The sequence below is a fragment of the Vibrio sp. STUT-A11 genome (assembly GCF_026000435.1).
In the GTDB taxonomy this organism is placed as follows: domain Bacteria; phylum Pseudomonadota; class Gammaproteobacteria; order Enterobacterales; family Vibrionaceae; genus Vibrio.
Genome location: NZ_AP026764.1, coordinates 415096 through 427745, shown reverse-complemented (window position 1 = coordinate 427745; position 12650 = coordinate 415096). Strand labels below are relative to the sequence as shown.

The window sequence follows — 12650 nt, the reverse complement described above, 5'->3', positions numbered from 1 at the left end:
AAAGTCGCCAATTTAGGTTGGCGACTTAACCGGTCTTAGTATTGGAGCGTGTATTGATATGGAAAATTTAACTAGATTTGGCAGTGGCCGTTTTTATGTACTTTCACTGATGTTGCTTATGCTTGCCATTGCTTCATCTTCATCTATGGCTCAGATTCGTACCGTTCAAGATGAGCAGGGCACATTCGAGATTGAAACGATTCCACAACGTATCGTTGTACTCGAATTCTCTTTTGTGGATGCCTTAGCCGCGGTTGATGTGTCGCCAGTTGGTGTTGCTGATGATAAAGACCCAACACGAGTCATTGCAGCAGTGCGAGAGAAAGTGGAGCCTTGGCAGTCTGTCGGCGCTCGGTCACAGCCTAGCCTAGAAGTGATTGCGCAACTCAAGCCAGATCTCATCATTGCTGACGCGGAGCGTCATCGTACGATCTATCAGGATTTGCAGCGAATAGCGCCAACATTGCTGCTAAAAAGTCGTGGGGAGACTTATCAAGAGAACCTTGAGTCTGCAATCAAAATTGGTTTTGCGATTGGCAAACAAGACCAAATGGTGCAGCGAGTCGAGCAGCATCAGCAAACGATGGCGCAGTTTAAACAGCGTTTTTCTACCCAAGACACCATACAGTTTGGGGTCGTCTCGGATAAGGGGATGTGGTTACATAGCCCGGTCTCTTACGCTGGTGGTGTATTGAATACCCTGGGGCTAAACAGTCCTCTTGTAGATCAAACTCAAACGGCTTATTTGCCAACAAGCTTTGAGTTTCTTCTCAAAGCGAATCCAGATTGGTTGCTGATTGGACTGTATTCAACCCCCAATGTTGTCGATGAATGGCGGAAGAACCCATTGTTCAATCTGCTGACTGCGGTGAAAAAGCAGCAAGTGATAGAGGTTTCACCAAAATTGTGGTCACTAAACCGCGGCATGCTTGCGGCCGAAGAAATCGCCCGAAACCTTAAAGAGCTTTTAGAGCGCTCTTAGTTCGTCATCGATCTGCGATAGAGCAAAAACGAAAAAGCCAACCTCGCAGGGAAGTTGGCAAATCTTACCCAGATGGGGGGAGGTAAGATCAGGAGGTCGCAAGTACGCTGTGTACTTCTGACTTAATTGAGTCCGATTGCGTACCGAAAATCGCTTGTAAACTGTCGCCAATCACCAGTACATCTCGTGCGCCAAGTGCTTTCAGCTTAGCAACATCAACGTTAGCAATGTCTTTAACCGAGACGCGCAGACGAGTGATACACGCGTCAACAGATTTAATGTTAGCTTTTCCGCCAAGTGCAGCCACCACATCTACAGCAATTTCATCAGGTTGTCCGGCAATCTTCAGTTCTGCAATATCGGTTTCGCGGCCCGGCGTTTTTAGATCCAACTTCACAATCAGGAAGCGGAACAAACCGTAGTAAAGCGTCGCCCAAATTGGACCGATGATGATGAACATCCACGCGTTGCTCGACATTGGGTAGTAAAGGAAAAACTGGATTGCGCCGTGAGCAAAGTCGGTGCTGTGTTTGATTTCCAAAAATGAGGTAATCGCAAACGCAATACCGGTAAGGAAAATGTGAATCACGTAAAGCACTGGCGCGACGAATAAGAAGGTAAATTCGATTGGTTCAGTAATACCGGTTAACCAAGAGGTCAACGCTGCTGACATCATCAAACCACCGACAATCTTCTTACGCTCAGGCGTCGCACAGTGGTAAATCGCCAGCGCTGCTGCTGGTAGTGCCCACATTGAGTACATAAAGCCGCCTGACAGATAACCTGCGGTTTTGTCGCCAGCAAAGAAGCGAGTTAGCTCACCAGTAAACTCTTTGCCGGTTTCTGGGTCGATATAGCTACCAACTTCGAAGAAGAACGGTGCATTCCAGATGTGGTGCAAACCAACCGGGAGTAAAGAACGCTCACCTGCACCGTATATAGCCCAAGCAAGAACCGGGTTTTGGTACGCGGCCCAATGAGAAAATGCGTCAAGAAGCTGTCCGATAGGTGGCCATGCGAACGCGAGAATAGCACCGACAGCGATTGCGGAAAGACCAGTAACGATTGGCACAAATCGCTTACCTGCGAAGAATCCTAAATACTCTGGCAGCTTTATATTGTAGAAGCGGTTATACATGATCGCGGCGACTGCACCAATAAAAATGCCGCCAAATACCCCAGTCTGCAGTGTCTCAACGCCCATGATTGTCGCGTCGGTCTCTAGACCACGAAGCCCAGCGACGATACCTAAAGAAGCATTCATTATGATAAGGCCGACTAAGCCTGCTAACGCTGCCGCACCGTCATTGCCCTTTGATAATCCGAGCGCCACGCCAACCGCGAACATCAGTTGCATGTTGCCAAACACGCCGTCGCCCGCGGCAAGCATCACTTTATTGATCGCGTCCGGAATAAACGCAAAACCAGCGTTGCCAAGACCGAGCATTAAGCCCGCCACAGGTAACACCGCCACAGGCAGCATCAAAGCCCGCCCTATTTTTTGTAGTTGTCCAAATATACTTGCAAACATGGTTTCCTCCTGACGAAAGTCAGTGTTTTTGAGACCTGATTCCTTCAGGTCATGTTGTTTCACGTAAGGTCAGGATGATCATAGCGAGGAAGGCGACGGCCAAGGTTACAAAAGGCAATCAGTTTGTAAGTGGCAGCTTACAAATCTCTGATACCAATAAGTAAAATTGCAATCGGCTCGATTGTGTATAAGTGATTAAGAATGCATCATATTGACCAGCGCTAAGCACAGGGACAGGCACAGGGAGAGTAGGATGGAAAGCAAGCAGATACTGGTCGTCGATGACAACCTTGACCTTCGTGAAGCGTTGTCGGATTATCTTGGTCGAGCGGGGTTTGAGGTGCTCTGCGCAGAAAACGGCGACGTGATGTGGCAACTGCTAAACGAGTACCATCCTGATTTAATCATCCTTGATATAATGATGCCCGGCGAAGATGGCTTTACCCTTTGTCAGAAGCTGCGTAAAAGTTCGGATATTCCAATCATCATGCTCACTGCCGTCACCGAAGAAGCTGACCGAGTCGCGGGGTTAGAAATGGGGGCAGACGACTACATCACCAAGTCATTTAGCCCGCGCGAATTGCTTGCTCGCATAAAAACCATCCTCAGACGTAGCCAATCAACATCAAATACAAAACTCACGCGCAAAGTACGTTTTGATGGTTGGTTATTAGATACTGTGACTCGCCAGTTAACCCACGTTTCCAGCCGAGAGGTAAAGCAGCTCAGTGGTGCTGACCTGTCACTACTCGGTTTGTTCGTCAATCATGCTCAATCGATCCTCTCTCGTGATGATATTGCCCGAGAGATTTGGGGACGCGATGCCGACCCTTTTGAGCGCGGTATTGATGTGCAGATCAGTCGCCTACGTCATCACCTTGAAGATAAAGATCGCTCTCTTATCCTAACCGTGCGCAACAAAGGCTATATGCTCACCACGGATGTGCATTATGAGAATTAAACGCTGGAAGGGATCCCTGGTTGTCCGAACCAGTGTCTTCCTGCTGCTGGTGATTATTCTGGCGCAGGTCTTATCGGGCATCATCTGGTATCAGCATGCCAGTGAACGAGACAAAGAGGGTTTGACAACGACGGTAAAAAGCCTGGCTTTGAGCGCCTCTTCAACCATTGCTTTTTTTCAAACTCTGCCTTCTGAATATCGTCACCTCGTCCTTAACCAGTTAAGAAGCATGGGTGGGACGCGGTTTTTTGTTTCACTCAATACTCATCAAATTCAAGTTGACCCGTTGCCTGAGAGTGAACGCAAAACCTTGGTGATCAATCAGGTTCGCCAAGTGTTAAAGAGTGAGTTGAACGGCATTCCCAATATCAATGTCGAGTTTACTCAGCGAGACAAACTCAAAGTGTTTAACAACGAGTTACCTATTGATGAGTTGCCTTTGATGTGGGCACACTATTCGCTCTCGTTTGGCGACCTCAACCCGCCCATTCTGGTGATGCAGGTTGAAGTGGCCCAAAACGAATGGTTTTATCTCGCGGCGGTACTACCCGCTCCTTACGTCAACTTAGAAACCAACTATTTTGAATGGCGCCAATGGCTTACGCTACTTTTGTCGGCACTAATGCTACTGGTGTGTACGTGGTTTATTGTCCGTAAAGAGATTCAACCTATTCGCGAGTTAGCCAAAGCGGCAACTCTGATGTCGAGCCGATTAGACGTGCCCAAAGTGTCTGAACGTGGTAGCAACGAACTCAAAGCCGCCGTTCGAGCATTCAATAAAATGAATCGCCGCATCGACAGCCACATTAAAGATCGTGAGATGCTGTTCAGTGCCATTTCTCATGACCTTAAAACACCGATTGCTTGCCTGAAACTGAGGGCAGAAATGTTGGACAACGATGCCGACCGAGAGCGTTTTACTCGCCTAAGCAATGACTTAGATTTGATGGTTAAAGGCGCGCTGCAATGTATTAAAGAGACCGATATCCACGAGGAAATTGAACCAATCAATCTCTCCCTACTGATTCAACACATCGCTTCCAATATCGTTGATGTGCCAGATGCCATTCGCATTCACGGTGAAATCCGAACCCATTTCGCCGGTAAACCACTGGCGATTAAGCGCTGCATTCAGAACTTGGTCGATAACGCACTCAAATACGGCCACCAGGCAGACATTACTCTGAAGGAAAGCCAAGAATCGATCCAGATAGAGGTTGAAGATCACGGAGATGGTGTTGACGAACCGTTATTAGAAAAGCTCTGCCAGCCTTATTTTCGCGCTAGCAAAGATAAAGAAGGAAATGGGTTGGGGTTAACCATTTCACAAAGTATTGCAAAGGCTCATGGCGGCAGTTTGTCATTGAGCCATTCTCAGTTTGGCGGCCTCTGCGCTACACTGATTTTCCCGAGAGACTGACTATGAACAAACTGGCATTCTTGTTCCCATTGCTGATCGCACCGTGTTTTGCTCACGCAGAAGCGCCACAAGGGGTTGAGTTTTTACATTGGTGGACATCTGAAGGCGAAAAACAAGCACTTCAAATCTTGAACACACAGCTTAAACAGCACGATATCGAATTGATTCAAAGCCCGGTATTGGGCGGTGGTGGCGATAGCGCTATGACGGTGTTGCAAGCCAGAGCGCTCGCAGGCAATCCGCCGAGTTTCGCTCAAATTGAAGGGCCCAGCATCAAAGCATGGGACGCGATTGGCATTCTATACAACGTTGATGCGGTCGCGGAAAAGCAGCGCTGGAACGAGGTGCTATACCCACTTTCTATTGAGATAAACAAAACACAAAACGGTTATGTCGCACTACCTTTAACCTTGCATCGCCTGAACTGGCTTTGGGTCAACCACAAATTGCTCAAACAGCTTGGCTTGTCTGCACCTAAGAACTGGCAAGAGATGTTCAGCGCGATGGAGCTGGCGAAGAAAAATGGCATGATCCCAATTGCGGTGGGTGAGCAACCCTGGCAAGTAGCGCAGCTGTTCGAGAACTTGGTTATCTCAACGGGTGGCGTTGAGTTTTACACCAATGCGATGGTTAAATTGCAGCGAGACAGTATCGACAGCGACACGCTACGCGAAGCACTAAACCAATTTCGTCGCCTGAGTTTACTTATCGACAACCAATTACCGGACAGTAAATGGGATACTGCCACCAAAGCGTTAGCCGACGATAAAGCACTGTTTCAAATTGGTGGCGACTGGATTTTGGGTGAACTGCTAGCGAATCAAGTGTCCGTACCCTCTGAGATTGGCTGTTATCCGACGCCAGATAGCGATGGTGTGTTTCTCTACAATATTGACAGCTTAGTGTTTATGTCGAGTAAGTCGTTTTCAGCGCAAGACGCAATAAAAACGGCGAACGTGCTTGCCGATGTGGATTTTCAAACCGAATTTAACCGAGTGAAAGGCTCGATTCCAGTTCGCACCGATATCGATATCAGCGATTTTAACCCTTGTCAGGTTCAGTCGTATCGTGACTTTCACTTTGGATTGGAGCACAACCTCGCTGTGCCGAGTATGATTGATTCCATGGCGGTTAACCCTGTCGCACAACAGGCAATAAACTCAGAAATCTTCCGTTTTTACCGATACCCAGACATGAGCGCTGATGAGTTGATCAAGCGCATTATTGCGATTTCGCAAAGTGAGTAATTGAAGTAGAAAAGCCCCAATTCCTGGGGCTTAACGTCTGACTTATGCTTTAAGTGACTATAAATAATAAGCCGTTATCGAGTACGTGGTGTTTTGATACTATGCTCAAGCAACTCGGCTAACTCTTCAACTTTTTCGGGATACTGCTCGGCGAGGTTAACAACTTGGCCGATATCATCGTGCAAATCAAATAACTGAGCGCTGGAAAGGTTGCCTTTTTCATTCCCCGTGTATTGGCAGATAAAATCGTCATCGTGCGGCGGAATATAAGCGTAACGCTGGTCTCTGAATACCTTCTTATATTGCATTCCTTCTAGCACCATGTTGTCTCGACCTTGAGGTTCCTTACCCAGCAAAGTGTCTAGCAACGGTTGGCTATCCGGCGCTTCTTCCGCTTGCAGTTCAGAGCCAGTTAGCTGAGCAAAACAGTGGTATAGGTCGACTTGGTTGAACAAGGCTTGTGTTTCTCCGCGGGTCGCGCCGTTCGGCCAGCGGACAATAAATGGCACACGGGTTCCACCTTCAAACAGGCTGTATTTACCGCCGCGCAGTGGGCCAGCCATTCGATGCTCGCCGTTGAACTCTACCGCTTGGTCTTTATAGCCATCGTTTAATACCGGACCATTGTCACTAGAGAAGATCACGATCGTATTGTCAGCCAGTTGCAGCTCTTCCAATTTATCGAGGACCTGCCCAATGCACCAATCCATTTCAACGATCACATCGCCGCGAACACCGTGGGGGGTAGCGCCTCTAAAGCGAGGGTTAGGAATCCGCGGTACGTGTGGTTGATGGAAGGCGTAGTAAAGGAAAAACGGCTGATCTTGGTTCTGCTCGATAAATTCAATGGCTTTGTCAGCAAAGACTTCGCCCATGGTTTCATCATCCCAGATAGCGGATTGACCGCCGCGCATGTGACCGATACGGCTAACGCCATTGATGATCGTGCCGTCGTGGCCATGATCGTACATGACATCCAGAAGCTCTGGGTTACGACGGCCTGTAGGTACGTCATCAAAGGCTTGATCCCAATCGTAAGTCACTTCAATTGGGTCTGAAGGATCAAGATTATCGACATGGCGATTGTCGATGTAGACACACGGAACACGGTCATTGGTCGCTGCCATAATGTACGAATCGTCAAAACCCACATCGTTCGGTGTTCCCTGAATTTCCTGATTGAAATCGAGTTCACCATTGCCGAGTCCTAAATGCCATTTACCGACGATACCAGTGCGATAGCCTGCCTTTTGGAACATTTTTGGCATTGTAAAATCAGAAATGGTGATGATCTGTGGTGCATCGCCAGGCAGAACGGCAGCGTTAGGGTTACGCCAAGGGTAAGAGCCTGTCAGTAAACTGTAGCGCGACGGGGTGCACGTCGCCGCCGTGGCATAACCTTGATGGAATTTAAGCCCTTCTTCAGCCAGTTTGTCCAGGTTAGGCGTTGGAATGTCGTTGGCCCCGTAACAGCTCAAATCGCCGAAACCGAGATCATCGGCATACATAATAATGACGTTCGGATGTGGTTGGTTACTCATGATAATCCCTTCTCGGTATCACATTTGTTAAACAAGTCATATGGAAGTAAGTGGTCAAGTACCCGGCCATCAGCCCATGGATCGTCAGTACGAACTAATTCTGCTGCCATGGCGCGCAGTAGGCGACGAAGGTCTGGTTGTTCAGGCTCGAAGTCCAGGTTGTTGGTTTGGTATGGGTCCTGGATGTTGTCGAAAAACTGGGTTTTCTCGAGCTGACCGAAAGCATCAATATGCAACGCTAAGGAGTAGCGCTCTGTTTTAATACCTCGGACAGCAGCAAAATAGCCACGGATTTTACCGTCTGCTTCTGGGGTGGTATTCATGTTCTTGAAATAAAGAGCGTAAGTCGGGCTGGTATCCATCGCACCAGAGCGGAAAATCTCAGCGAGATCGCGGCCATGAATATTAGTTGGGCAAGATGATGAAAGCCCCATTAATCCCAACACGGTTGGCATAATGTCAGCACTGCTCAAAAAGGCTGGGTGTTGATTTGCTTGTTTCTGCTGGGCGGCTTTTACGATGAAAGGTACTGAAAACGCCTCGTTGTAGATGCAGTTTTTGGCATCATTTACGCCCTGGCTGCACAAGGTTTCACCGTGGTCGCTGGTAAAGACCACGATAGTATTGTCCCATTCGCCCATCGCTTTCAGTGTCTCAACCAGACGGCCGAACTCACTGTCGGTGCCTGTGACATTGGCAAAATAATAAGATGCACTATGTGCTTTATCGAGACTGGTATCGGCATTGTCACGTAATAAAAGCTCGTCAACTGGCGTGTCTTTGTAACGTCGCCAGTCTTCTAAACGGCAATCATCAAGGCTGTCGTATGGGCTGTGTGGTGGATTCATCGACATAAACAGCGCAAAAGGTTTGTCTGCGTCGCGCTGGCCTTGCTCGTTCTTCAGGTACTCAATCGCCTTGTCGGTTTCATGTTCTGCTGACCATACTTTTGGTTCGTGGCGATGGCCTTCCGTATCGTAATAGTGGGGATTGTTGTGTTCATCAAACGTGCCGTAGCCATACCAATAATCGATGCCATGACGGCGCTGTGGCTCTGTGTACGAGTCCCAAGCGGGAACATTCGGATCAACGTAATGACCGGGCCTAGACGGATCGTTTGGTGTCGGTACATCCAAATGCCATTTGCCGATGTAACCGACGTTATAGCCAGCCTCTGATAGCACATCAGTGAAACAAATCGCGGTTTCAGGCAACTCGGAATCAACGCGGTCTGAATTACAGTTCAATGGTACACCACTGCGTGATGGGAATTGTCCGGTCATCAGGCTACCGCGGTGCGGGCTACAAACTGGGCAGTTACTTACGGCGTTGTTAAGTAAAGTTGATTGTTGGATAAACGCATCAAGGTTGGGTGTATGGACAGGATCCCCCACACCGGGAATTAGGTCACGATAGTTGGGATCTTGCCAGATACCCAACGACATCAGGCGAAACTGATCGGGGAATACATAGAGTAAATTGGGTTTTTTCATGATTCATAATAGTTGAGGGTTTTAAATATTATATTGAAACGACGTTTTATAATTGTTGTTTGCGATCACGTATTGATGATAAATTAAAATGGCATTTTAAAATAATTCTTCTATTAAGAATAAGGTGTAGTTACGGTGTCACTTATCATTCCCACCAGTAAAGCTAAAGCAAAGCGTCCGTTTCATATTTTGTCCAAACCGATTGGACCTTTGTGCAACTTAGATTGCGACTATTGCTTCTATCTCGACAAAACCGACTATTATCCGCAAACCAAGCAGTTTGATATGGGCGACGGGACACTTGAGGCACACATTAAAAGCTATATTGAGAGCCAACCCGCTGATTGCTCTGAAGTAACGTTTGGTTGGCAGGGTGGCGAACCGACCCTTAGAGGGCTGGATTTTTTCCGCCAAGCCGTCGAGTTGCAAAAGAAATACGCTCGCCCGGGAATGAAGATCATCAACACGCTGCAAACCAATGGTGTGTTGATCAACGATAATTGGGCAGCATTTCTTAAACAGCATGAGTTTTTGGTCGGGATCAGTATCGATGGCGACGAAGAACTGCATGACCACTATCGTAAAACCCGTAGCGGAAAAGGCTCCTATCGTCAGGTCATCCAAGGCTTGCAGATGCTGCAAAAGTATCAGGTTGATACCAATGTTCTAACCGTGATTCAGAATCATAACGGCGACCATGGCAAACGGGTGTATCGACACCTGAAACAGCTCGGCGTGACGTTCATTCAGTTCATCCCAATTGTTGAGCCGGACAAAGGAAAAGGTGTCTCTGAGCGAAGCGTATCACCAGTGCAGTTTGGTCAATTTATGGTGGATGTGTTTGAAGAGTGGCGCAAAGATGACATTGGCAAGGTGTTCATTAGCCATTTTGACAATGCGCTCGGCATGCATTTGGGCATGCCGTCTTCTATTTGTGTACATGCGCCTCAGTGTGGCGAGAATCTTGTGATTGAACATAATGGAGACGTGTATAGCTGTGACCATTTTGTTTATCCACAATTCAAAGTGGGCAACATCAACCAGCGGGATTACCCGGACTTGATTGAGACGCCCATTCAGCAACAGTTTTCGACCCGCAAGCCGATTGGCAGCCAAACCCATTGTCAGCGGTGTGACCAACGTTCGCTTTGTCATGGTGCGTGCCCAGCGCAGCGCATTGATGAAAACGGCGAGCTATCCATTTTAGCAAAGCACTATCTGTGCGAAGGGTATTATCAGTTTTTCTCTCATCTTCGCCCTTATTTGGATGCGATGGGGAGATGTCTGCATCGTGGATTACCACCACTTTATTACGCGCGATTTATGCGCTAGAACTAATACCAACCAAAGCCGGCAGTTGACAATTTCGTTTAGGTTAAACATCAAGTCATAGAGCTCCCTACAACCACTGGCGCTGAACATAAGTTCATGCGTCAGTGCGCCATATTCCTATTCGTGTTTAACAACCCAGTATATCTGCGCGAGTTTGGTCCATGAGTAACAGCGCAAGGTTCATATACCCTCCAAGTTCAATTATTGAAACATCGTTTTAATTATATTTCGTACTCTAGTTCAATTTTGTGAGCTGGGTGGGCATTGAACTAAAAAAATAAAACGTAGTTTTGATCTTCATATCATAAATATAAAAAAGCGTTTCAATAATTATGATGAATAGGCTTTAATTCATCTCATTGATGGTTTTATTGTTAAGCGAGTAACCCGTGTCAATAAGTTTGAATTGTTTGGCGAATACGGCGCAAGGATATACAAGCCGTTCTGAAACGCTGAAAACTTTAAAAGCGATTGTAGAGCGCCAAATGGAGGTTGTTCGTGGAACAACACAGGACGTGCCAAACTTCAACAGTGCTGCGCACTACACTGCAAATGTTGCGGGTATCGAACATGTCTGTCGTTTGATGTGGGGAGCCGTGCCTGCTGGAGAAGCGTTAAAAGATGAGCACGCTGAGTTGCGCCAGTTGATCGCCAATGGTACCAATCCCATGCACCCAGACTTTTGGCAGTTTCCACGTAACTATGACCAACGTGTTGTGGAGATGTCATCGATTGCAGTCGCGCTGATCGATGCTAACGAATTTTACTGGCAGCCATTAGATAATGAGCAGCGCGCCAATCTTGTGACTTGGTTAAATTCCGTCTCCGATTTAGAGCTACCACCAAACAACTGGCGCTGGTTTCGAGTACTTATCTTAAAAGCGCTGTCATTACTCGGTGTCGACATTCAGCAACAGGTGCTTGAACAAGACCTCGCGTTTATTGACGAAATGCATTTAACAAACGGGTGGTATCAAGATGGTCTGACAGGCGTAGTTGACTATTACAATCCGTTCGCTTTCCAACTTTACGCGTTGGTTTACGCCCGCTGGGATAACTCAAATAGCGAATTCAGTCAGCTTTTGCTTCGCCGTGCGATTGAATTCTCCCATCGCTACCAATATTGGTTTGGCGAAGATGGACAGCCTCTTTGTTATGGCCGCTCGTTAAACTATCGCTTTGCGGGTGCTGCTTTTTGGGCGGAACTGGCGCGAAGTGAGCACCCTGATGTTGATATCGTAACGGCAAAGAGCTATTGGACGCAAAACATGCGTTGGTGGGCGGATCAGCCGATCTGGGATCAACAGGCACAGCTGCTACCGGGCTTTGCTTACCCTAATTTACTTGCGAATGAATTCTATACCAGCTACGCGTCACCAATGCTGGCACTTAAAGCCTTTAACGCCCTTTATCTGCCTGAGCAGCATCCATTTTGGACGGCAGAAGAGCAACCATTATCTCGCAATATGCCCGCCACGTGGATCGGTGAGCATCATCAGATCATTCGTCGTCAAGGCAGCTATCTAATAACCAACAGCGCGCCTGCAAACGAGCTGCGTAATTGTAATGACAAATACAGTAAATTTGCCTACAGCTCCGCGCACGGACTGTGTGTTGAATCAACTAATTGGTTAGAGCAGGGCTGGGCGGGAGACAATATCTTTGCTTTTGCTCATCCGCAAACTCGCCAATGGTTTAGCCGAAGCCGAAATATCAATAGCTATCGCGAAGGCGATGCACTGGTCTCTTTATGGCAACCGTTTGAAGGTTGTGAGGTGAAAACACGTCAACAGTTTACTGAGCAGGGTGAACTTCGCAGTCATGAAATCACCACTGACTTTGCTTTGGAGTTTGTCATGACAGGGTACGCCGTTGATGGTTGGTCAGCTTGGTTCAGTCATCAGGTGGTTCAGCCTGCGCGCGTCGAATCAGAGCAGCTCTTTAGTGAACTGATTTTATTGCAAGGTGAAGGGCAAACCCGAGTATACCCATGCGCACCCAACACCAATTTACTTTATCCCCAAGCAAGTGTTCCTGCCATTACTGGTCGTATCGAACCCGGTACACATCAGTATATTGTCGCCGTGAACGCTGGCAATGTGCCTCGCTGAGTTAAATAGCTACGCGAAGTACAAAAGAATTA

General features: G+C 47.6%; 9 protein-coding genes. 6 read left to right on the top strand and 3 right to left on the bottom strand.

From position 1 onward, the window contains the following. The first annotated feature begins 58 nt into the window (after positions 1 to 58). The gene (locus tag OO774_RS17515) at positions 59 to 982 is read left to right on the top strand and encodes a Fe(3+) dicitrate ABC transporter substrate-binding protein (protein WP_264907914.1); all 924 of its coding nucleotides are present in this window, start codon (positions 59 to 61) and stop codon (positions 980 to 982) included. 88 nt (positions 983 to 1070) lie between these two features. Here OO774_RS17515 and ptsG read toward each other — a convergent pair whose 3' ends face one another. Next, positions 1071 to 2513: a glucose-specific PTS transporter subunit IIBC gene (gene ptsG / locus OO774_RS17510; RefSeq protein ID WP_264907913.1), complete on the bottom strand. Its 1443-nt coding sequence runs from the start codon at positions 2511 to 2513 to the stop codon at positions 1071 to 1073. Between the two features lie 253 nt (positions 2514 to 2766). On the opposite strand from ptsG, the gene OO774_RS17505 reads away from it, so the two are divergent. From OO774_RS17505 to OO774_RS17495, 3 genes are read left to right on the top strand one after another with little or no spacing between them, the layout of a single operon-like run. Continuing rightward, positions 2767 to 3474 carry a response regulator transcription factor gene (locus OO774_RS17505; protein ID WP_264907911.1) on the top strand — a complete coding sequence of 236 codons (708 nt, stop codon included), beginning with the start codon at positions 2767 to 2769 and terminating at the stop codon, positions 3472 to 3474. Beyond that, a complete protein-coding gene (locus OO774_RS17500; RefSeq protein WP_264907909.1) occupies positions 3464 to 4894 on the top strand; it encodes a HAMP domain-containing sensor histidine kinase in 1431 nt (476 codons plus the stop codon). The genes OO774_RS17505 and OO774_RS17500 overlap by 11 nt, the downstream gene beginning before the upstream one ends. Positions 4895 to 4896: 2 nt before the next feature. Then, a complete protein-coding gene (locus OO774_RS17495; protein WP_264907907.1) occupies positions 4897 to 6141 on the top strand; it encodes an ABC transporter substrate-binding protein in 1245 nt (414 codons plus the stop codon). Between the two features lie 74 nt (positions 6142 to 6215). Here the strand turns inward: OO774_RS17495 and OO774_RS17490 are convergent, their stop codons facing one another. Then, on the bottom strand, positions 6216 to 7682 hold the full coding sequence (locus OO774_RS17490; protein ID WP_264907905.1) for an arylsulfatase: 1467 nt from the start codon (positions 7680 to 7682) through the stop codon (positions 6216 to 6218). After that, entirely contained in the window at positions 7679 to 9175 is a 1497-nt protein-coding gene (locus OO774_RS17485) for a sulfatase (protein WP_264907903.1), read from the bottom strand. Before OO774_RS17485 ends, OO774_RS17490 begins: the two co-directional genes overlap by 4 nt. A gap of 135 nt (positions 9176 to 9310) precedes the next feature. On the opposite strand from OO774_RS17485, the gene OO774_RS17480 reads away from it, so the two are divergent. Beyond that, positions 9311 to 10507: an anaerobic sulfatase maturase gene (locus tag OO774_RS17480; protein ID WP_264907901.1), complete on the top strand. Its 1197-nt coding sequence runs from the start codon at positions 9311 to 9313 to the stop codon at positions 10505 to 10507. Between the two features lie 389 nt (positions 10508 to 10896). After that, complete coding sequence (locus OO774_RS17475) at positions 10897 to 12618, top strand: DUF2264 domain-containing protein (protein ID WP_264907899.1); 1722 nt, start codon at positions 10897 to 10899, stop codon at positions 12616 to 12618. Positions 12619 to 12650: the final 32 nt, after the last annotated feature.